Source organism: Paenibacillus sp. NPDC058177 (assembly GCF_042883835.1).
Lineage (GTDB): Bacteria > Bacillota > Bacilli > Paenibacillales > Paenibacillaceae > Paenibacillus_AQ > Paenibacillus_AQ agri.
On record NZ_JBHVVB010000001.1, the window covers coordinates 1515319 to 1538424 of the forward strand.

At 43.9% G+C, this 23106-nt stretch carries 20 protein-coding genes; 5 read left to right on the forward strand and 15 right to left on the reverse strand.

Annotated features, from left to right (window positions below; genetic code table 11):
• Positions 1-13: 13 nt before the first annotated feature.
• Positions 14-1447 (reverse strand): alpha/beta hydrolase family protein, encoded by a 1434-nt coding sequence (locus tag ACFVU8_RS07195; protein WP_387426540.1) that lies wholly within the window; start codon positions 1445-1447, stop codon positions 14-16.
• Positions 1448-1647: 200 nt separating this feature from the next.
• On the opposite strand from ACFVU8_RS07195, the gene ACFVU8_RS07200 reads away from it, so the two are divergent.
• Positions 1648-2613, forward strand: coding sequence for a MerR family transcriptional regulator (locus tag ACFVU8_RS07200; RefSeq protein WP_387426542.1), 966 nt, complete (start codon positions 1648-1650; stop codon positions 2611-2613).
• A 60-nt stretch (positions 2614-2673) separates the two neighbouring features.
• Here the strand turns inward: ACFVU8_RS07200 and ACFVU8_RS07205 are convergent, their stop codons facing one another.
• From ACFVU8_RS07205 to ACFVU8_RS07240, 8 genes are all read right to left on the reverse strand, one after another.
• Entirely contained in the window at positions 2674-4110 is a 1437-nt protein-coding gene (locus tag ACFVU8_RS07205) for an alpha/beta hydrolase family protein (RefSeq protein ID WP_387426543.1), read from the reverse strand.
• A gap of 96 nt (positions 4111-4206) precedes the next feature.
• Positions 4207-5643: an alpha/beta hydrolase family protein gene (locus ACFVU8_RS07210; protein WP_387426544.1), complete on the reverse strand. Its 1437-nt coding sequence runs from the start codon at positions 5641-5643 to the stop codon at positions 4207-4209.
• A 172-nt stretch (positions 5644-5815) separates the two neighbouring features.
• Positions 5816-6436 carry a thioredoxin family protein gene (locus ACFVU8_RS07215; protein WP_387426546.1) on the reverse strand — a complete coding sequence of 207 codons (621 nt, stop codon included), beginning with the start codon at positions 6434-6436 and terminating at the stop codon, positions 5816-5818.
• Between the two features lie 324 nt (positions 6437-6760).
• Positions 6761-7768, reverse strand: a complete 1008-nt coding sequence (locus ACFVU8_RS07220) for a FecCD family ABC transporter permease (protein ID WP_066369909.1) — start codon at positions 7766-7768, stop codon at positions 6761-6763.
• Complete coding sequence (locus ACFVU8_RS07225; protein ID WP_379197475.1) at positions 7765-8814, reverse strand: FecCD family ABC transporter permease; 1050 nt, start codon at positions 8812-8814, stop codon at positions 7765-7767. The genes ACFVU8_RS07220 and ACFVU8_RS07225 overlap by 4 nt, the downstream gene beginning before the upstream one ends.
• Complete coding sequence (locus ACFVU8_RS07230; protein ID WP_387426548.1) at positions 8801-10768, reverse strand: AraC family transcriptional regulator; 1968 nt, start codon at positions 10766-10768, stop codon at positions 8801-8803. Before ACFVU8_RS07230 ends, ACFVU8_RS07225 begins: the two co-directional genes overlap by 14 nt.
• 232 nt (positions 10769-11000) lie before the next feature.
• On the reverse strand, positions 11001-11657 hold the full coding sequence (locus ACFVU8_RS07235) for an SDR family NAD(P)-dependent oxidoreductase (RefSeq protein ID WP_387426549.1): 657 nt from the start codon (positions 11655-11657) through the stop codon (positions 11001-11003).
• Positions 11658-11772: 115 nt separating this feature from the next.
• Positions 11773-12471: a hypothetical protein gene (locus ACFVU8_RS07240; protein ID WP_387426550.1), complete on the reverse strand. Its 699-nt coding sequence runs from the start codon at positions 12469-12471 to the stop codon at positions 11773-11775.
• A 259-nt stretch (positions 12472-12730) separates the two neighbouring features.
• Between ACFVU8_RS07240 and ACFVU8_RS07245 the strand changes: the two genes are divergently transcribed.
• The 4 genes from ACFVU8_RS07245 (at position 12731) to ACFVU8_RS07260 (ending at position 16107) form a co-directional block, all read left to right on the forward strand.
• The gene (locus ACFVU8_RS07245) at positions 12731-13288 is read left to right on the forward strand and encodes a DEAD/DEAH box helicase family protein (protein WP_387426551.1); all 558 of its coding nucleotides are present in this window, start codon (positions 12731-12733) and stop codon (positions 13286-13288) included.
• A 206-nt stretch (positions 13289-13494) separates the two neighbouring features.
• Positions 13495-14295 carry an ABC transporter permease gene (locus tag ACFVU8_RS07250; protein ID WP_066369925.1) on the forward strand — a complete coding sequence of 267 codons (801 nt, stop codon included), beginning with the start codon at positions 13495-13497 and terminating at the stop codon, positions 14293-14295.
• A 7-nt stretch (positions 14296-14302) separates the two neighbouring features.
• Positions 14303-15115: an ABC transporter permease gene (locus tag ACFVU8_RS07255; RefSeq protein WP_387426552.1), complete on the forward strand. Its 813-nt coding sequence runs from the start codon at positions 14303-14305 to the stop codon at positions 15113-15115.
• Between the two features lie 8 nt (positions 15116-15123).
• Positions 15124-16107, forward strand: coding sequence for an ABC transporter ATP-binding protein (locus ACFVU8_RS07260; protein ID WP_387426554.1), 984 nt, complete (start codon positions 15124-15126; stop codon positions 16105-16107).
• A gap of 405 nt (positions 16108-16512) precedes the next feature.
• Here ACFVU8_RS07260 and ACFVU8_RS07265 read toward each other — a convergent pair whose 3' ends face one another.
• From ACFVU8_RS07265 to ACFVU8_RS07290, 6 genes are all read right to left on the reverse strand, one after another.
• Positions 16513-16854 (reverse strand): hypothetical protein, encoded by a 342-nt coding sequence (locus ACFVU8_RS07265; RefSeq protein ID WP_387426555.1) that lies wholly within the window; start codon positions 16852-16854, stop codon positions 16513-16515.
• An 840-nt stretch (positions 16855-17694) separates the two neighbouring features.
• Positions 17695-18609: a phosphotransferase gene (locus ACFVU8_RS07270; RefSeq protein WP_387426556.1), complete on the reverse strand. Its 915-nt coding sequence runs from the start codon at positions 18607-18609 to the stop codon at positions 17695-17697.
• Between the two features lie 613 nt (positions 18610-19222).
• The gene (locus tag ACFVU8_RS07275; RefSeq protein ID WP_387426557.1) at positions 19223-20308 is read right to left on the reverse strand and encodes an alpha/beta hydrolase family protein; all 1086 of its coding nucleotides are present in this window, start codon (positions 20306-20308) and stop codon (positions 19223-19225) included.
• Positions 20281-20910, reverse strand: a complete 630-nt coding sequence (locus ACFVU8_RS07280; protein WP_066369952.1) for a GNAT family N-acetyltransferase — start codon at positions 20908-20910, stop codon at positions 20281-20283. Before ACFVU8_RS07280 ends, ACFVU8_RS07275 begins: the two co-directional genes overlap by 28 nt.
• Positions 20907-21707: a helix-turn-helix domain-containing protein gene (locus ACFVU8_RS07285; RefSeq protein WP_066369956.1), complete on the reverse strand. Its 801-nt coding sequence runs from the start codon at positions 21705-21707 to the stop codon at positions 20907-20909. Before ACFVU8_RS07285 ends, ACFVU8_RS07280 begins: the two co-directional genes overlap by 4 nt.
• 527 nt (positions 21708-22234) lie before the next feature.
• A complete protein-coding gene (locus ACFVU8_RS07290) occupies positions 22235-23089 on the reverse strand; it encodes a sulfurtransferase (protein ID WP_387426559.1) in 855 nt (284 codons plus the stop codon).
• Positions 23090-23106 lie beyond the last annotated feature (17 nt).

Here is a 23106-nt window from a genome sequence, read left to right on the forward strand (position 1 = left end):
TTCGAAGTTATATTTAGTCATGTAAAATCGTAAAATCCGGATGCTCTCCGATATTTTGCTCCAATAGCCGGAAAGGCTTCTTTTTCAAGTAATGATCAAAGAAATCCTGCGAATAATCGCTAATGAGATCATGGGTCTCTCGAATATCGCTTCCCTGCATCCATTGGAAAACCGGTGTGAACAGAACAAAATCCGTGAAGCTGCCATGCCTTATTTTGTTCAGGATCATCCAGTAGTTTCCGCCCTTAGTGATATTATCAAACCGCGGTAGTACTTCCTTCTTCATATCAATCGGGCCATCTGTGCTTGTATGAATATACTCTACAGTGGAATCCGCACTCATCATCAGAAACGGCTTACTCAGCCCTTCTTCCGGAATACGCCGCTGGCCATATAATATGCCATCCATGTTAAGTCCTGCCTTAATTCTGGAATCCGTCATTAACATTTGCACACTGGTCGCTCCGCCGAAGGAATGACCGAACATCCCCACATGATTCATATCCATCCGGCCGGTAAAACGCTGGTCTGGATCATTCGCCGCCAGCCTCTCCACCTGATTCAGTACAAATTTGGCATCCTCTACCCATTGCTCATTGGCATGATCCAGATCAGCGATGGATTTGCTCTCTTCCTGGATTAATGGTGCCACCCGTCCATCCGGGAACACAGAAGCGGTACTGCTATAGGTATGATCTATGCCGACCACGATGTAACCATGACTGACCAATTGTTCGACCTGGTAGGTATTCTGCATTTTATTCCCAGTTAGACCATGTGAAAATAGAAGCACCGGATAGGACGGCTCTGCATTAGAAATTGCTGCATTCTCTATCGCATGTGTCTTAACATAACCTATAGAAGTAAACAACATCTTAGGGACATGAAACATCTTGCTATATCCCTCAGCAAAGGCTTTGATGTCCGAATGATAAGCCCCAACCTTCCCTTTCGCTTGAGCATCAGCAGGATACCAGACTTGTACCATTAATTCGCGTTTGTCATTAGGATCAGGCGTGAGGACCTCATCCCGGCTATTATCTTTCCAATCATAAGTAACCGTACCGATTTTGTAAGGACCTCTCGGCCTCTCAAAGGTGAATACGGGAAGCAAAAGCGGCAAAGCTACCACTACAGCTGAATAAATAACAGTCAGCAAGGTCACCACAATGAGTTTTGCAGTTGATTTTTTTCGAGATGTTTGTACTCCAGCTTTGTGAGACTTCGGCCTCAACCTGATAACGAAAAACACAAGCGGCACAGCCGTCAACACATATGCCGGGATCATCGGCCAGCGCATGCCTTCTATGATTCCTTGCATCAACATGATGATGGCGGAAATCGCGAATCCAATGAACAGGCCGCGCTGTGTCTTATTCTTAGCGAATAGAATCCAGCCCAATAGTAAGATATTAAAAACCACTAACAAAATTTCAAAAACCCTCATACGCAAATGAACCTCCATGTCGATAAAAAGTTGCTAGCACTAGCTAATACAACTTATTATCTCCAGTAGGTGAGATTCGAATCCGTTTGATTCTATCTTAATATCATAAATGCGGCTGGAATTCAGCAAGCAGTGCGCAGTATAATTGCATTAAACCTTTAGTCATGAAGACAGAAGTTCTAGCATTGGAGGCACATCATTTGTATTCAGACAGCGATACAGAACTACAGACCTTTTCGATCGGGGAAGTTGCCAAAATGATTGGCTCTAAGGTCAGAACCATCCGCTATTACGATGAGATTGGATTAGTTAAACCCTCCACTCATACGGAGGGAAGGCACCGGTTATATACGATGGAAGATATACGGCGTTTGGAGCTTACTACAACGCTACGCTATTTGGATTTTGGTATTGAAGACATCAGTCAGCTCTTATCCGGGGCCTTATCGGTTGACAAAGCACTCGATTGGCAAATTGAATCATTGTCCATTCAGGTTAGCGCGCTTACGAATATGATCTCTATTTTACAACAAGCAAAGCAGCAACAAGGGGATCCATCCATAAATTACATTTACGATCTCGTTCAAGCTAAAGCATCAAATACTGATAAACGCAAACAATTTATTGGCGAGAAAGTGGAATCTTCTGATCTCTTTGATGGAGTTCCTCCAGAATGGCAGGATCCTATGCTGCATTATTTCAATAAATATATTGTGAATCAAGAGAAAACAACAGCGAAACAAATAGCTGCCTGGAATGAGCTGCAAGAAATCTTAAATGATCCTCAATATTTCGAAGATCTGAAAAACACTAACTATACATTCTTCATTAAAGAACTTCAGCCCCGCTATGATGCAGCTACATGGATCAAGAAACTGGATCATTTTTATCTTCGATTGACCCAGGCGGTGGAGACCAAAAAGCCAGCTGACAGTCCTGAAGTTCAGGCGATCATTGAAGATTCGTTCTCGCTATACGGCAATGTAGAACAAACCATCTATAACGAGGATTTCCTAAAATCCTATATGAGACATGCCCGGCAGACTCGTACACCTCTTATTGAACGCCTCAACAGGCTATGTTCCATCATGAGTCCGCAAATAAATTTATTCTCAGAAGGGAATCTCGTGTTCTTTCAAAACTTGCAGCGAAAGATGAATTTGTAGCATAACCTATAACAACGAACAGCCCAAAGACTAAGACCTTTGGGCTGTTCATAGTTATAATTAGTCATGTAAAATCGTAAAATCCGGATGCTCTCCAATATTTTGCTCCAATAGCCGGAAAGGCTGATTTTTCAAGTAATGATCGAAGAAGTCCTGTGAATAATCGTTAATTAGGCTGTAAGCCTCCCCAATATTGCGTCCTTGCATCAATTGTAAAAGTGGTGAGAACCGAACAAAATCAGTGAAGCTGATATGCGTCGTCTTGTTCAGAATCATCCAATAGTTACCGCCCTTAGTGATATTAGCGAACCGCGGCAGGACTTCCTTCTTCATATCGATCGGGCTTCCTTCTGTAGTGGAGTTAATATTCTCTACACTGGAATCCGCACTCATCATCATAAACGGCTTGCCAAGCCCTTCTTCCGGAATAAGCCGCTGGCCATATAATACACCATCCATGTTAATGGCTGCCTTGATTCTGGAATCCGCCATCAACACTTGCGTACTTGTCGCCCCCCCATAGGAATGGCCGAACATCCCCACATGATTCATATCCATCCGGCCGGTAAAACGTTGGTCTGGATCATTCGCTGCCAGCTTTTCGACCTCATCCAATACAAACTTGGCATCTTCTACCCATTGTTCATTGGCATGATCCAGATCAGTAATAGACTTTATGTCTTGCATAATTAATGGGGCTACCCGTCCATCCGGGAAAACAGAAGTGGTACTGCTATAGGTATGGTCTATGCCGACCACAATGTAACCATGACTAACCAATTGTTCGACTTGGAAAGTGTTCTGCATTTTATTTCCGGTCAGACCATGCGAAAATAGAAGCACCGGGTAGGACGGTTCCCCATTTGCAATTTCTGCATTCTCTATGGCATGTGTCTTGACATAACCTATAGATGAAAATAACAGTTTAGGGAAGTTAAACATCTTGCTATATCCCTCGGCAAATGCATTGGCATCCGAATGATAGGCCGCAGTCTTCCCTTTTGCTTTGGCGTCAGCAGGATACCAGATTTGTACCATTAGCTCGCGTTTGTCATTTGGATCTGGCGTGAGGACCTCGTCCCGACTATCATCTTTCCAATCATAAGTAACTGTACCGATTTTGTAAGAACCCGTTGGTTTATCAAAGGTGAATACGGGAAGTAATATCGGCAAGGCTACCGCTACAGCTGAATAAATAACAGTCAGTAAGGTCAGCAAGACGAGCTTTACAATGGATCTTTTTCGGGCAGGCTGTTCCCCCGCTTGGCGAGACTTCGATCTCAATCTGACAACGAACAACAATAATGCCACTACCGACAACACATACGCCGGAATCATCGCCCAGCGCATGCCTTCGATGATCCCGTGCAGCAGCATAAGGATGACGGAAATCCCGGATCCAATTAGAAAACTACGCTGTGTCTTGTTCTTGAAAAATAGAATCCAGCCCATCAGCAAAATATTGAAAACAAGCAACACAATTTCAAAAAACCTCATAAGCATTGAACCTCCATGTTGATAGTAAGTTGCTAGCACTAGCTAATATACAGCTTACAATCTCCAGTAGGTGGAGATTCAAGTCTTTTTTTCATATCAGTCTTTTTGAAGATTGAACGCCGGATGCTCACCGATATTTTGTTCTAGTAGACGAAGTGGCTTATTTTTTAAATAATGATCGAAGAAATCCAGCGAATACTCATTAATAAGGCTCTGAGCCTCTCGAATATTACCCTTTTGAAGTAATTGAAACAATGGTGAGAGCAGATAAATATCGGTAAAGCCCATGTGTGTCATGTTCTTTATGGTCATCCAGTAATTACCACCGTCAGCTATATGATCAAAGCGTTCCATGAGTTTCTTCCCAAGATCAGAGAGCTCACTATTATCCGTGCTTTGTAAAGCCTCCAGGCTGCTATCCGCACTCATCATCAGAAACGGCTTGTTCAGGCCTTCTTCCGGAATACGCAGTTTACCATATAATACTCCATCCATATTAATAGCGGCCTTCACTCTTGAATCCTTCATTACCATTTGAACGCTTGTCGCCCCGCCAAAGGAATGGCCAAACATCCCCACATTATTCATATCCATTCGGCCTGTAAAACGATGTTCCGGATCATTCGCCGCGAGCTTCTCTACTTGATCCAGCACAAATTCAGCATCTCCTACCCATTGATCATTCAATTCATCCATGGGGCCCGTGGATGTCATGTCTATCGGCTGATAATACGCCACACGCCCATCAGGGAAAATGGAAACTGTACTGCTGTAGGTATGATCTATGCCCACTACAATGTAACCATGACTAACTAATTGTTCAACCTGAAAGGTGTTCTGCATTTTAGTTCCGCTCAGGCCATGCGGAAAAATAAGCACCGGATAAGACGACTCCACATTGGAAATTTCCGCATTTTCTATGGCATGTGTACGAACCTTACCGAAAGCCGTAAACAATAGCTTGGGCATATTAAAAACTTTACTATATCCTTCCGCAAAAATATCAGGCTCAGCATGATAGAATTCTGTTTTTCCTTTCGCTTTTGCATCAGCAGGATACCAGACTTGGACCATTAACTCGCGCTTGTCGCTCGTCTCTGGGGTGAGGACTTCGTCCCGCTGATCATCTTTCCAATCATAAGTGACTGTGCCGATTTTGTAAGGGCCTGCCGGCTTGTTAAAGGTGAATATCGGAAACAAGATCGGCAACACTACGGCTACGGATGAATAAATAACTGCCAGTGTTGTCACGAAGATGAACTTGACCTTGGATCTTTTTCGAACAATCTGTCCCTCCGCTTTCCCAGACTTCGACTTCAATCTGACAGCGAAGATCACGAGTGGCGCCGCCGTCATGACATAAGCCGGAATCATCGGCCAGCGCATCCCTTCAACGACCCCATGCACCAACATAATAATCGCGGAAACACCGAAGCCAATAAGCAGTTCTCGTTGCGATTTGTTCTTGAATAATAGAATCCAGCCAATCAACAAAATATTAAAAACAACAATCAAAACTTCAAAAAACCTCATTAGCATTGAACCTCCGTTTATAGTTGACTGCTAGCCGCTAGCTAAAACACAGCTTACATTCTCCAGTGGGTGGAGGTACAAGTCCTTCCTGGGAAAATGATTCGTAAAGACCATTTAACGTCTGTGGCTGCACAAAAAAAACCGCCAAACTGCGGCGGCAATAATCAGTATGTCAGTATTTTACGATGGATTGAATGATGCTGATGATTCCTTGTTTTTCGACATCCTTAGTATCTGCACGCTGTGAAAGCAAATATTTATAATAAGCCTGTTTCACTGCCGGGTCTAATTCAGCAATCGCTTGATTCCGTCCTTCCAATTCCGGATTCAGGTCCCAGAACTGCTCTCCCCACTTAGGGAACAAAGCTGTAATTTGTTCGGGTCTTTCAATAAAGATGCCCTGCTCTTCTCCCTTATCATTAAAAAACACATACGTAGGAATATGGCTTTTGCCATCCGGATGTGGGTATAATTCTGCGATATCCAGGTTATCAGGATCGCGGTTCAGTATATGCAGTTTCAGCTTGCCGGTTTCCTGCTCAATTTTGGCGAAGAGCGGCAAATTAGATACAACATCGCCGCACCAATCGTGAGCCAACACCAGCACATTCACCGGTTCAGCCCATGTTGCAAAATAAGCCCGGTCTTCATCGTTTAACACAAAGCCTTCAAAATTCGCTTGTAATCTTTCTTGATTCACTTCAGCCTGATCGACGAACTGTTCAAATGTCAGCGCATCTGCAAAAGCCTTTTGCAATCTCTCTGCTGAAATTGCTGCTTGTTGTGTACTCATAAGTATACCCTCCTGTAGTGAGCGGATTTGCCGCTCTCATAATTTGTATCTAACGACCTTCTAACCAATGGATTCCACTGCTCTGTCTACTTCATTTCTCGCAGTTACGAGTCGGAGCTAACCGCTAACTCTCGCCTCTTCATCCTCCAACAAATTAAAACTCATATGTTTACTTGGTATTATACGTTAAAAAACAGAAACAGGAAAGATAAGCTATGTATTTATGCATTACTAGCTTACAGCTCACTTTCAAACAGCTTCGTATCATTTTCGTATGCCAAAAAGCCTTCGAGCATACTCAAAGGCTTTTAACATAATCCATATTCATTTGGAACGCATTAATAGATATAGGAAGTAAGGCACACTCAGCATCGTAACAATAATCCCTGCTGGAATATCCGTCTTAAAGCTGACCGTTCGGGCAATCGTATCTGCTGCAAGCAGCAATATCGCACCAATTAGCGCTGAAGCTGGTAGAAGTACTTTGTAATCGTGACCTACCAGCTTGCGAGCCACATGCGGACTAATCAAGCCAATAAAGAAAATGGAGCCCCCCAGCGCTACACAACCAGAAGCAATGGCGACAGCCGCAATCGACAGCCATAGAAATTTCCGCTTTAAAGCAACTCCTAGTCCTATCGATGTTTCATTGCCTAACACCAAAACATTTAATATTCGTGCATTGGCCACAATGTATATGAATAATAACAACACCCATGGTAACAACAAACTAATATAGGGCCACTTGTCTCCCCATAAATATCCCGCTTGCCAACGCTGTGCAAACTCATACTTTTGGTCATCCAGCTTTAACGTCAGAAATAACGTTAGGGCACTTAACCCCACATTAATCGCAACACCAGTCAGAACAAGTCGTGTAGATGAAATCATACGATGTTTTCTATAAGCTAGAACATAAATCAGCGCTGCGGCGAGCAGACCACCCACGAATGCCATAGACGGCAATAAAAATGCTGTAGTGGCACCTTGAATGCCTACAGTCGAGATAATTAATAGCACCATAAGACCTGAACCTGAGCTAATACCAAGCATGCCGGGATCAGCTAGATCATTGCGCAACAGCGCCTGCATAACAGCACCTGCCAGGGCCATCCCAAATCCAACAAGTATCGCTAATACAATTCGCGGAAGACGAAACTTATAAACAACGAGATGATGCTCTTCAGGACCCTGTCCAATCAATACTTGGAATACTTCAAGTGGATTGAGAGACATTTTTCCCATATTAAGACTTAGAATAGCTCCTACAATAAGCAGTATTAAGAGAGATAGAACCCATATTGTCGCCTTATAAGATTTAACAACACTCATTTGACAGCTCTCCTCTCTTTACTCGCAATTAGCAAGAAGAAAGGCACACCGATCATTGCAAAAATAATGCCCAGTGCTGTCTCTGCCGGACGATTAATCAACCTTCCCGCAATATCCGCCACAACCATAAGTACGCCCCCATAAATGGCTGACGCCGGAATAATGTAACGATAATCTACGCCTACAAAAAAACGCATGATATGCGGTACAATCAACCCTACAAAGCCGATTGGCCCTACAAGTGCAACAGATACACCAGCAAGTAAAAGAACTGCAAGCGTAGCTAGCATCTTAACGAAACCGATCCGCTGCCCGAATCCTTTCGCGATCTCTTCTCCCAAGTTTAAAACAGTAATGGAGCGTGAAATGAATAGTGATAAAGCCAGCCCGCCCAAGAACCAGGGAATGACTAGTTTTATCTCCATCCATGTCGCTCCTGCCACACTACCTGATGTCCAATAAGCAAGGGCATAACCAATTCCATAGTTTAATGAGATAAATGATCCTATAGCGCCAAATAGCATAGTAATTGACATTCCAGCTAGCACCAGTCGTTGCGGCGTCATTCCTGAACGATTCAATGAAGAGGCAAGATACGTTAATCCTGCACCAAGCCCTGCGCCAATAAAGCTAACTAGCAGTGTAGTTGTCTGCAGTTGCCCTGGAAGGAAAGCTAGTGTAACGGCCATTGCAAAAGCTGCTCCTGCATTTACTCCCATTAATCCCGAATCAGCCAGCGGATTTCGCGTATAGCCTTGCATCACCGCTCCTGCTACTGCGAGACACATGCCTGCAATAATATCAGCCGCCGTACGCGGAATACGCAGGGCATGAATAATCTGATGTTCAGTCAATTCTGGATCAAAATTAAAAATCGCTGTCCATGCCGTTGTCAGGCTCATGGAAGCAGAGCCAAAAGAGATAGAAGCTGCTGCCGAAAGCAGCAGCAGCAGTATCCCTATGAGTAAAAACAGACCGAAATACGATTTCCGCTCAAGATGAGGTATTACGGTTGTTCTATCATCTAGCTTTCTATTTTTTTTCATACGCTGACACTAGCTTCTCAACTACAAAATCGAGCTGTTTATCAAGAGAGTAAATATCGGAATAATATGAAAAATCAAATCCAATTTCGATCAATCTACCTTCTTTGATGGCTGGAATGCTGTTCCAAATTGGATTATCCGTCAAATCATCAGCCCCATCCCATACAGAACGGAACACAAAGTCTCCTATGTACTCAGGTAACACTTCTAAGGAAACAAACCCTCCAGTCGCCTTCTCCCTTCCATCAATCTTCTTCTGAATAATTTCTGGCGCTTTTAGCCCTAAATATTCATAGATGATCTGAGAGCCCCTTCCGTAAAGCTTGCTATCGATCACCGCCATCTCTTTTTTGCCGCCTTCGATAATGGTTACTGTCTTATCCAAAATTCCCAGTTCATCAAGCTTCTGCTTGCTCTTCTCCACCTTCTCGTGGAAATGATCTAATAGAGCTTGTGCCTCCTGCTCCTTACCAAACACTTCGCCAATCTTCATTACACGTTCATCCGTCGCCATTGTATCTTGAGGAATATAAACGGTCGGTGCTATATCCTTAACCCTATCGTAAGTTTCTTCAGAAGGAACTAAGATCAAATCCGGCTTTAGTGCCATAATAGCCTCTGGATTAGGCTCATACCACGCACCCAGATTTTTAACACCCTCCATCATTTCTGCAAAGGGCGCTCCTTCGAAGACATCCGAAGTACCTACCGGCTTAATGCCAAGTGCAATAAGATCTCCTTGAAGATATAACACGACAACCCGCTCGGGATTAGCCGGCACGACAATATCTCCCTTCAGCGTAGAGATGGTTCTTGTCTGTGCCTCCTTATTGGTATTGTCAGTTGCATTATTAGCTGCTGATGTTGTGACTTCTGAAGCTTTAGATCCATTAGAATTCGCGGCATTCGAACCCACGTTTGCAGATCCACATGCACTTAAAAGCAAAGTAAAGCTCAGTAGCATCACTACAATAAAACTTGATGTCTTTGTTACTCGCATAGGTGAAGACCCTCCGATATTTTTGTGTTGATAATGATTATCATATTCAAACACATTATAGCGGGATGATATGTTCTCGCCAATGGATAATCCGGCGGCGGTAAATGGAGAATTCTCCGATGGGATCATCTGCCTGCTTTCCTTGCGGAATCGGATAGGAGATTGACCATTATATTTACGGAACATACGACTGAAATAATATACATCGTTATATCCAACTTCTTCTGCAATAGCGCGAAGTGGAGCATCGGTAAATCGTAATAGTTCTTCTGCTTGTTGAAGCCGGAATCGGATCAAATATTCGATCAAGCTGAAGCCCGTCTCTCCCTTAAAGCGCGTCGATAAATGACGCGGGCTGTAATTAAATTGCTCGGCTATAGATTCTAGTGATAAATTGTGACGATAATGCTCCTCGATATAGCGAACAACCTGCCCAATGACATCCGGTTGCCTGAGATTAATTCCATCCTTTGTAAACTGCTTCATTAATTCATGCACGAACTGATAGAACAAGCCCTTAACTTGGATTCTATCCAATAGACTTCCTTGGGCCCAGAGTTGTTCCATTGCCATTAGTTGATAGTGCAATGGCAATGGCTCCAATAACTCGAAGCCATACTGCATCCGAAATGGATTGCTGCGTTCCAAAAGTCTTGCTAAATCCTTTCTCCCTGGCAACGAAGCTCTATAGAATAAGAGGTAATATTCAAAAATCTCCTCTGGTTCTATGCTGAGTCTCATTCCTTTGCCACCATGCATAATAAAGTAACTGTCTACGTCGTAATCTATGCCGCCCAGATTCATGCTGGCCTTGCCCTTCACAGTATAGATAAATCCACATGCAGGTAATATATAGCCTTGCAACTTCTCCCCAGGCTCCATCACAGTGTGTCGAATGTCCAATACTTTAACAGCAGCATGATTCCATGCGACAATATGATCTTCCAGCTTCATTTTTGCCTTTCACTCCGTTCTGTTCCACAATCTATTTAAGGTTTTTATCTCAAATTATTGATAATCATTATCAATTAGTATTAGGGAGATCCTCTATTTTGTCAATCGTCGTTTCATATCATGTGAACAAGGCCTATGTGAGTCTTTGATCAGATATACAGCAAAAAAGCCAGTTCACTCTATATGAGAATGACTGGCTTAAATCCTGATCTATTCTATAAAAGATTAGTTATTACGGCTGCTTAAACAGAATTTCATGTTCCTCGCGCTCGGTATACAACTTCCAATAAGCATCTGCTATGATCGCCGGATCATAATATGTATCAGGCTTTACTGTACCGGCAATGGTTACTGTACCGACAAATATACCTTCTGGCTTCAATTCCTCAGCAAGTGTTAGCGCGAAATTGCGCACTGCGGCTTTGCCGATCGATAAAGAAGCATTCTGGGCTGAAGGGAACAGAGATAGTCCGCCTCCGGTAAATAAAATGGTGCCGGATTTCTTGGCAAGTAAATCAGGCAAAACTTGACGTGTGCTTTCCAGCGCTCCGACAACATCCACCTGCAAATGCTGAGTGAGCACTTCGCTTGTCAAGGAAGACGGCTTACCGCCAGCAATAACTGCTGCGTTATAAATTAACAGATCCGGTGAGCCATATTGCTCTTTGATACTTTTGAAGCCAGCTTCAATAGAAGCAGTGCTACCCGCATCCACGATGATATAGTCAGCAGCAATACCTTCTTCCCGCAATTGCGATGTAAACTCCTCAAGCGCGACTTTATTGCGTGCTGCCAATACAACGTGAAATCCATTTTGACCAAATTTATGTGCTACATGCAGACTTACCCCTGGTCCTGCACCTATGATTACCGCTAGTTTTTTACTCATCTCCTCAGCCTCCTATACATCATATTATATAATACATATATACTTACTCGGTATTATACAATAGAACGCCATTTAAAAAAAGAATAGGATTATATAGAATAGCTTACTTCACGCCTCACTGAGGCTGGACCAGAATCCTGTCCGCTAATTTATTAACCCATTCACTATTATTCCAGATATCAGGATTGTTAATAGTCTGATTTTCTCCACGTACAATAGCATCATAACTATCCTTTCCATTGGTATACCAATCCACAATAACTAGCCTTCCATTCAAAACCTGCACAAGAAATTCAGTGGCTTCAGCATAGCTGCCTACATCCTTTTCAACCCGTGCATCTAATTTTAAATAGAAAAAACGCTTATCCCCGCCAACCTGCTCTGCTTTGTTAACACTAATATCAATACCAGTCACCAGATTATCTGTAAGGTTGTTCTTCAGGAAAAGCTCATATTGAGAAGTTATCTTTGTGTGCATGTATTGTTTTAGCTTTTCGTTATCGATATAAGTATCCAAATCAATATCCATGCCATTCCAAATCGCCTTATAATATTCAGACAGAGCTTCCGTGCACATTTTATAAGCCGTCTCAAAATTCGAAACAGAGGGATCGCTTTCGTCTTCAGCTAGAAATTCGGAGGACTCTTTCGATAAATCTCCTACCGTGATGGGTGAGACTTCTGTGTTTGTAGCATCCTTCACATTGATATCTCCCGCAATAACAGCAGTGTTATTTTCGTTGGTACTAGTATTAGCCTGGTCGCATGCACTAAGAGTAAATAAAATCACTAGCAACAGGTAAGCACGTTTCATTGCAGTTCCTCCAGTGTGAATATAATCCACCTCCCAATCCTAATATATATAATCTTTATATAATCTAGCAACAATACTAAAGTACTAATCAATTTGTTAAAAGGATAAGATCAGCCAAAGACTAAGCATTTCGGTTTGTTGGTAGCTGTAAACACCAGTAATTGAAACGGAAACCACTACGGGACTCCGTATATTTATATGTTTACATACAGATATGGGGTTGCTATTATATTGAAATATATTCCAAAGAGGTGACCTCATGAAATTTGTTGTAATATTTGGTCCGCAGGCAGTAGGGAAAATGACAGTCGGACATGAGCTTGAAAAGATCACTGAGTTAAAGTTATTCCACAACCATATGACTATTGAATTGTTAGCTCCCTACTTTAACTTTAGTCCTGAAATGTGGACATTAGTAAGTAAGTTTCGGCAAGACATTTTTGAAGCCACTGCTACAAGCGGTATGTATGGAATGATTTTCACTTATGTGTGGGCATTCGATATGCAGGACGACTGGGACTATCTAGATAACGTTTGTAAAATATTCGGAGACAAGGGCGGAGAAGTTTACTTTGTTGAACTTGAAGCCGATCTTGAAGAGAGAATTGAGCGTAACAAAACCCCTCACAGACTTGAACATAAACCCACAAAGAGGGATATTGCTCGCTCTGAACACGATCTGAAACAAACGATGGCGCATCATCGATTGAACTCATTCGAAGGCGAAATTAAGCGGGAAAATTATATCAGGATTAACAACACGAAGCTAAACGCTGATGAAGTTGCCGAAATCATTAAAAACAGATTCGCTCTCTAACATATAGAGTCGTCGATTCAAAAATATCCAAGTAGCGGCCTTGCATACACAAGAGCCGCTTTTTCCGTTTTCAGCTTTATGGAACACAAGATCATTTATGATTTGGTAAAAAACCCATTAAAGTAAAATTTACCGTGACCAATCTCTCTTTCTCTGATATTGTATTTTTTGCTATCCTTATTTTTCTAATTATGGAGAGGTTGCAAATGAGAGCTTACGGTTATTTGATGAAAATGCGAATGCTGACTGCACTCGCCTATCGTTTCGATGTGTGGATCGGTATGATCGGCGATATTATCCTGCTTGCAGCGTCAGTATTCATCTGGAAAGCAGCTTACGGTGGTGACATTCTCGGCTCAGGCGCTTCCGTTATCGGACTGAACGGTATGATTACGTATACGGTGGTCTCTACATTAATGGCTTCAGTATTTAGTACCGGTGTACAGGATACTATCTACCACCAAGTGCGCGATGGCAACATCGCTCTTGATTTCATGCGTCCTTTGAACCTGCTTGCCATCTACTTGTCCGAGGATTTAGGCAACATTGTCAGCTCAGTGATGAATAAAGCCATTCCGCTCGTACTGGTGGCTACCCTGCTATTTGGCTTTCCGATGCCTGATAGTACGATAGCAGCAGTGTTGTTCATTATCAGCTGCATACTCAGTTTTCTGATTCTATGGCTGATGAGTGCCATGGTCGGGCTTGTGGCATTCTGGGTGTCAGAGCTTGGTAATCTCGGAATGGTGAAGGATGCCTTTGTCCGTATACTATCCGGAAGCCTTATTCCGCTATGGTTATTCCCGGAATGGCTCCAGCAAGTATCGGCTTGGCTGCCGTTCCAGTATACCTACCAGCTGCCGCTCAGTGTATACATCGGACTCATGAAGCCAGAGGCAGCATTACGCGGAATGGGCGTACAGTTGATCTGGATTGTTCTGCTCGGTGGTTTGCTCAGCTGGATATGGTCAAGAGCGCGCGGCAAAGTCATGGTGCAAGGAGGATGATACCGTTATGAGTGGCGTCAAACATTATTTCACTGTATTTGGCTACTATGCGAAGCTTGCGATTCAGCGGCAGCTTGAATATCCGTTATTTCTCGTCAGTTGGCTGCTGATGATCCCGACGCAGTATTTTGCCGGTATATGGATGCTTCGTATTATCGTTGACAAGTTCCAGCCCTTAGAAGGGTGGACTTTCAATGATTTGGCGTTCTTATATGGTCTTGGCCTATTAAGTCACGGGCTTGTTGTTGTATTCTTCATTCCCACCTGGGGAACTGAGTCGGCGGTACTTCGCGGAGAATTCGATAGACTTCTGCTGCGTCCGCTGAACGTATTTTTCCAATTCATCACCGGTTACTTTAACTTTATCGGTCTGATCGATCTTATTCCAGGCATCGTCATCTTCTTGTATGCTGCACATGCAGTGGGCTTCAACTGGGGGCTTCTCAGCATTCTTAAGCTTGTCATTACCATTATCGGTGGAGTACTGATTCGGGGAGGCATCTACACGATCGTCGGGGCAGTGGCGTTCTGGACCAAACGCAGCGGCAACCTCATTGGTATGACCATTGCAACATTAGAACGAACAACAATGTATCCTCTCACTCTATACCCTTATGTAGTGCAAGTAGTGCTGACTTTCTTGCTGCCTATCGGGTTCATTAGCTTCTACCCGGCAGAGAGCTTTCTGAAGAAAAAAGCATCGCTTGAGCTGCCGTTTGATATGACCATCGGAACATTGATTGTGGGGCTTGTTTGTATGGCTGTCGCTTATATGGTTTTTCGCCAAGGATTGCGCAGGTATGAAAGTGCTGGTTCATAGGAGGCTTGATGATGTCGATTATAGAAGTCAAAGATTTAGTTAAAGAATTTGTGGTTGTCCGCAAAAAAACAGGGTTAGCAGGTGCTGTACGCAGTCTAGTTATGCCCGATAAGAAGATTGTAAGAGGTGTAGATGGCCTATCTTTCAATATTGAGCAAGGCGACATTGTAGGATATATCGGCCCTAATGGGGCTGGAAAAAGCACCACGATCAAGATGCTAACGGGCATTCTCCATCCAACCTCGGGTAGCATCCATGTCTGCGGATTGTCTCCGCAAAAAGAACGCAAAGCGGTCGTACGACAGCTCGGTGTCGTATTCGGCCAGCGCACACAGCTGTACTGGGATCTGCGCCTTGGGGAAACATTCGAGCTGCTAAAACGGATCTATAGAATTGAAGATAAAAAGTTCAAACATACTCTGGACATGTTAAACGATGTGCTACGCATTCAGGATTTCATTGATACACCGGTACGTCAGCTGTCACTTGGACAACGTATGCGCGGCGATTTGGCTGCCTCGATGATCCACGAGCCTTCCGTACTCTTCCTCGATGAGCCAACCATTGGCCTTGATGCTGATGCCAAGCATGCGATCAGGCAGTTTATTCGGACAATGAACCGGGAGCGCCGTATGACTGTCTTCCTTACAACACACGACTTAGACGATGTCGAGCAATTATGCTCACGCCTTCTTGTCGTCAATCATGGCCACATCGTAGAAGAGGGTCCACTGGACACGATCGTTAATAAGCTCGCTCCGAGCCGCCTGCTCGTTATTGAATTGTCAGAGGAAGCCCAGGCACCGGAACATTCGCGGGCACAGCTTGTCCGGCAGGAAGGGCTAAAGCTATGGTATCAGTTTGATAAGGCTGGAATTACGGCAGCTGAGCTGATCGCTGACCTGTCAGGCAAGCTGCCAATTCGAGACCTTAGCGTTCAAGAGCCGGACATTGAAGACGCAATCCGTGAAGTATATCGGACAACGGGGTAAGATAAGGTTAGAGGCTGCATATGGTAACTGTAATAAAATTCATAAACACCTTCAAGAACCCATTGTTTTAGATACAGGTTCTTGAAGGTGTTTTTGTTACAAACTGGCCTTAGATTCATTTGGTGCCCGCCGATCATTTAACATTTTTAATGTTCATCAAACCCTGTTCCTTCTCTTTACTTAGATCTTGAATATTCATTCCAATTCCATTATCGTTAACACGCAACACCACCCGATCCTCAGTGCTCACAACGCAAAATTTGAAACTTCCCTCTTAATCGAACGATCGTCCAAATGTTTCGGTGCGACCCTCTATATAGATAAAAAAGCCGAGCGAAGATCAGGACAAACCTGAATTTTGTTGACTTTCCTAGAATAAAACGGCAATAGCATTACAGAGATAAACTACTGTTGAGATGGCTTCATTTTTCTGTGCATCCACAATCCAACAATAATGAATGCTACTCTTGAAATATAATACAAAGCTCTGCTATCTTCACCCGTCTTTGGAAGCATGCTTAATTGGGGTCCTTTATTCTGCTCCGGCGCAGATGGCGATATGCCTTCATTCTGCTCCGGCGTAGTTGGCGTTGTGCCTCCATCCGGTGGCGATGCAGGAATACTAAAATTCACAAGTTCTTTTTTGTGCAAATCTAATACATTAACTGTGACTGCACCTAAGGTCTGTATATTATTTGCAGGTACCGCTGGCGGTATCTTAAATAGATCTTCTACAGTTTGATTCAATGTAAAATCAAGACCAATTTCAATATCGAAGCTTTATTATCAAAGCCGCCTTTAGCAATGGTAATAGTAAGAGTGTTACTATCCAGCGTTGGATCGTATGTAGCTTCCGTTACAGTTGCATTTAGATATTTACTTTTTGTGGCGCTATCAAGTCGACCCGAAGGTAAAATAGTTGCTCTATAGGATATCGACAATACACAACGCCCTGATATTAAAATGGATACAAAAATGTTCCATTGTTAATAATTGCTCCGCCATTCTTGTTATCATCGAACGTAATCCAGTAGCTTCAAGACTCTCTTCAACACCTCCCAGCACCACGTAAAAAAGTACATCGCCACATATGCGATGTACTTCTAGCCACAACCTGTATATCTGCTTACACCTTCTCTTCTTCTCCTACTGCCATCCCTCATAACTAATCCAATGACTTCAGCTCTTTATCCCCCACGAACCTCTATACTCCCATGGTTCCGAAACTAAAAATGGGGTTACGATCAGCGCGGCGGGAATGTCTCGGAGGATATGCCATTGCCCAAGTGCAACAACCTCCCTTGGCGACCTTGGGAGGACTTGTAGAGCAAGAAGCCCGTGGAGGACGGGGGCTGTTTGCAAGTTGTTGGATGGTCGTTGTCAGATTATTGGCATGTTGTTGGCAAATCGGCACACACTAAACTATCGTGTCCCGTTAGCGCAACGACTTACTCTGTTGAATTTCGTGATTTCGTGTTCCTCAACATAAAGCGGCATCAGAGAAGGCGGATCGTACCTTATCACGGCCTCTAAACGACAAAATAGTGCCGATAGCCGTAGCCCCATAGCCGCAACGGAATAATGAGCCTAATCCGACAGTGCCCGCATGATGTTGGATTTCGCCTCTGCCGCAATCGCTTCATTCCCGTCGTCGACCGCTTGCATTAAGATTAGTATGGGGATATATACCGCGATCAGCCGCGCCAGCAGCTTCGTTTCCTCGTCCGCTCCTCCGTACGTTTCGAAAAACACGCCGCGAGCGTAAGGTGGTAAAAAGCTATAAGCAACGCTCAAATCGCAAGCTGGATGGCCTACGCTCAGATCGCCCCAATCAATGATGCCGGAAACGATCCCGTTCTCATTCACAAGCATATTTTTGAAATGAAGATCGCCATGTAGCAGTGCATTCACCGCCTCGACACGGTCCTTTTGCAGTCTGCTAATATACGCTTCGATCACACCGGACTCCTCCGACGACAAGTGTTCAACCAGCTTCGATAGAAAGCCCTTCAATTTCACTTTGCGCGATGCTATGTCCGTCAAGTTTCGATGATCTTGCTGAACTCCGCACTTCAGCGCCGCCTGCACCGGAAACTCATGCAATCTCCGCAAAAATTTCGCCAGCGTCTCTGCCGATAAAGCCCGGCGTTCTTCCGTCAAACCGATTGGGAAATCTCCTGGCACGTAGGCATAGCCAAGAAATGGTGCCGGGTATTCGTCACTTGCTTCGCCATATAACAACGGTTTAGGATAGGGGATGGTCATATATGCCTCCAGCTGCGGGAGCAGCTTCCCTTCCATACGAATCGAGCCAACTGCAATCGTTCTTCTTGGAAACCGGAACACGTACTCGTCACCGATGAGAAAAACCGTATTGTCCCAGCCCCAGCCCAATCGCTTCACTTGCTTCGATGACAGCTGAGGGAATTGTCTGCCGATCAGCGTCCGCGCCTGCTCTTCGTTAACCTCCCACTCCGCATCCCATACATTCGTTCCTCCCATGAATTGTCTGCCTCCTCGTTCCTTACGTTATTTAGATGTTTACATTCCTGGAAGTTACGCATAACTGCCAGTTAGCGTAACGGCCTTTCTTTAAATACTACGCATATGCCTTGTCCGCTTAGGTTTTCATAATTTACAATCATTATAAATGAAGAGGATTAATGCTGCCATAGCTTCGGCCGATGCTACCGAACCGGGAGATACCCGGAACGTCAAGGAAAACCAAGCGAATTGCTCCCAAGGTGATTGTACACTTGCTCCGCACGAAAGGTTGCACCACGCCTGTTCACGAAGGAGCAGAAGCAAAGCCGATGAGAGTTCAACAACAACCTGTCCCCACTGCCTCACTGTGGCTGGCTCCGGGGTTCTTGTAACTACTTTCGTCAGATTCTTGTTTGCAAGCTGTTTACAGAAAAGCCCAAAGAGGACCACAACAGGTCACTTGCTCCTAACCTGTCGCAGCCCCCAAACCCGCGCCCAACGCGGACTTTCGGCTCTTACTCTTCCCCTGTCGCCACCGGATTCTCGTCATAAGAAATCCAATCACTCCAGCTACCTGCATACATTTTCGCATAGAATATACCTTAACACAGAGGATTTCAATTTATTTTATCTACTGTATCCCTTGGTTAGCATAAACATTTTGTAGGAAATCTGTGATTTCATCCATGTAGCCCTTCTTGGTAATATCCCTTGGCGCAAATAAGCTGATCAACAACGTACGTAGCGGCGAGTCGGCTGTCTTGATAGGAAGCATGGAGTGCTCTGTATCGGGCAACACTTTGACGCGCAATAATTCGTACGGTCGTACACTTTCCAGATATACCTTCTCCGTTTCCTTCACATCTATATTAACATCATGATCACCAAGCATAAGCAGTACTGGGGAGTTAAAATTTGCAATATCTTCTGTTGCATCCGCTGTATAGTTCTGACTAACAAACGTCCAGCGTTCTCTGGACATGGCATCTTTCTTACCTACAAAGCTCACGTATTCATTATATGAGACGCCTGATTTTAGGAGTTCTTTGACTTTGTTATCTACTTTCACCTGCTGCTCTATCTCATCTGAGGATCGTCCTTCCTTTGCCATTTGACTGCGTGTATTGTATTCACCCTGCCTCAACCAGTTGATTGCAGGAGATACAAGAATGCTGAAAGCAAGTGACTCTTTATCTGCCAGTTTGGGGACAACCCATCCTGCCTGACTTGCTCCCCATATGCCAATACGAGATGTATCGATTATTGGTTGCTGTCTTGCCCAGACCAAAGCCTGCTGTGCTTCTTGCACTCGATCATCAATACTCTGATCTAGCCAGTTGCCTTCTGAACCTCCGATGCCTCGCTTGTCCAATGAGAGTGATGCATAGCCAAGTGAGGCAAGACGCTCCCAAAGCGGTTTATATCCATCATTATGGGTAGCATCAATTGGACCATCTCCGTGAATGAACAACACTAGACCAACCTTGTCTTCATATGTCTTAGGTAGCGTGAGAATACCCGTCAACTTACCTTGTGGTGACTCGATTACCACCGTTTTTTCATCCATAGCAAAGGTATTTTGGTGCAAAACATACGCACCTGTACCTCCCAAAAAAAGTAGGATGATTAATAGAATTATTCCCCAATTCTTTTTCATGCTTCTATTAAATTCCTTTTCTAATAATAGTCTTAGCCCTCGTAAATCATGTAACTCCATTTTTTTTCGCCAATCAACCATGCTAAAAGTGTGCTATTCTGAATTTCCAACGTCCTAAATCCCATTCGTTCATATAAGCGTTTGGCTCCTACGTTGCTATTAGAAACATGCAGACTTACAAATTGGTTTCCTGGCTGCAACGCTGCTTCTCCAATCGCCCACTCCAACATGGTTTTGCCCACACCAGATCCCTGGAACCTTTCATGAACAACTAGATCAGAAATGTACACTTCACCACGTCTTGGACGATGATTCAAGCATATTAATCGTACAGAAAATCCAAGCGCATTTCCCAAACCAACTTCTTTAATTCCTTTCCAGAAAGATAACAGCTCTGTGATCGTCATATTTGGATGTTGGTTTCTAACTTGTTCCTGAAATTTTATAGAGAAGCTGCCAATTACAGAAGATTCCTGTACAGCAACAAAACGTTTGCCTTTGCCTGGTTGTTTATCCAACACAAGCATTTTTCCCAATAGCAACTGCAGTTTCATGTCATTTATCTTCGTACCAAACTGAAATTTGCTACGAAATCCTTGTATAAGCAATTGGCTCACTGGAACGCCATACTCCTCTTTCATACACTCAATATGAATGTTCATCGTTTCTTCTCCTGTTTAATAGCTACTTCGGAACTACGATCAACACACGCAAGCAACTCATAATGTATACTTTCCTGAGCAAATAGAGACAGATACGATTTCTCCACAAGAATTTTTGGACCTGTTAGAATAAAGGAAGATTTATCGGCAAAGGTTTGAAATAACTCGAAGTGTCTCTCCAGGTCTGCCTCACTCTGAATGGAGAACATAAAAGACAAATATTCTCCTCCTGGCAAAATGATATTTCCTTCCACACCATTCACTTCCGTACAAATTGTTACTCGAGATTCCTCCTCATACACGTAATGGATATCCGCTTCAAACAACTCTGTCAGCACATTATCCTGTTGGGCGAACATACGTGCATCAAGTTCCGCTTCAAACTCAGTTTCGAACCATGACGATAGAACTAATGCCTCACGTTGAATGATTTTAATAGAAGAAGTATCATGTCCAAAGCGTTTGTGCTCATCCAACACTTTGTGAATAAGGCCATTTAATGCTTGCAATTGGTCCATTTGAGACTCTATTCTAGAGACAGATTGTAGAAGCAAATCCTGCATTTCGTCTGGAGTCCCATCTTCACTCCAAGTTGCAATCGCTTGTACAGACAACCCCAGCTTTCGCAGGAGTAATATATGTGCCAGTCGATAAATCTGGTCAATACCGTACATACGATATTTATTTTCATCTAAGTAGGCAGGATACAATACGCCTTTTTCCTCAAAATAACGAATTTGATGAACAGACACGTTCATCAGTTTTGCTAACTCGCTGATGGTGAGTTCTTTTTTCATCCAGATAACCTCCTTCTAAATAATCATTGTTATATAAAGAAGCATACACCTTAGGTTTGACCTAAGGTCAAGTCAATATTAGTAACTATCGCCTCACATCTTGAAAAGAATTGCTAACGATAACATGTATAATTGTAATTGTAATCAGAAGGTGATATCTCAGAAACTCAATATTTACAGCAGACAACATCTAATCTCAACAAAGCTTTGTTTACTCGTTGTTGACCATCCCGGATACTTGTTGATTTTTAAAAAAGCCATATGAATGCACCAAGGCAATGCATCGCTTCAGCTACCGTTCTTAGAGGACGTTGTATTTATGCTTAGGTAAGCGAGATAAATTGAATATATCGTGTAGTTTAGACATGACTATGCCACGGTAGCACTTCGGGACTTGAAGAAAATGTTTTCAAGAAGCAAGCGTTGACTTTCTGTGGATTTCGACACATCCCTGCAAAACGCGAAAAAGTACATCGCCACTTGAACGATGTACTCTTAATCATATCCTGTATATCTATTTAAGACTCTTACTCGTCCCCTGTCGCAATCGGATTCTCGTCATAAGAAATCCAATCACTCCAGCTTCCCGCATACAACTTCACATTCTCATAACCCGCCTCGCGTAGTGCCAGCACGTTCGGAGTTGCCGAGATGCCGGAGCCGCAATAGACGATGATCTCGTCTTCCTTCGGCAGATTGGCAAATTGCTCGCGAAGCTGCTCCGGCGACTTCCAGAAGCCGTCCCCTTGAAGCGCGTCCTTCCAGAAGTAATTCGCCGCTCCAGGAATATGGCCCGAGATGTGATCGAACGGCGCCTCAAGTCCTGTGTACTGCGCGGCATCACGCGAGTCAACAAGTCTCGCGCCGCCTTGCCTTTGGTCACCAGCCACTTCGCGTACCTCTTCTACGCCAACGAGCCAATCGGCTTGTGGTGCCGGCACGAATTCGCGCGGCTCTGTGACGATTACCTGCTCCGCTGAAACAGCTTCACCCGCGTCAGTCCAAGCAGAATAACCGCCATTCAGTATCTGCACTTGCTCCGCACCCAAGTAGCGGAGCACCCACCACAGTCTTGAAGCGGCCGGTCCATTACCATCTTCATAGGCGACAACAGCTGTATCACGCTCGATACCAAGCGACCCGAACAATGTAGCAAGACGCTCTGGCGAAGGGAGCGGACTGCGTCCTCCATGCTTTTCGGCTGGATCGGTCAGATCAGCCTTGAAGTCGATAAATAATGCTCCAGGAATATGTCCCTTAGCGTAAGCCTCACGACCATACGACGACTCCTTCGGATCAAATCGCACATCCAGCAGCACAATCCGCTCTCCATTTTCCAGTCTAGCTTTCAATTGCTCCACGCTTACTATGTTAGATGACATAATTTCGTACGCTCCTC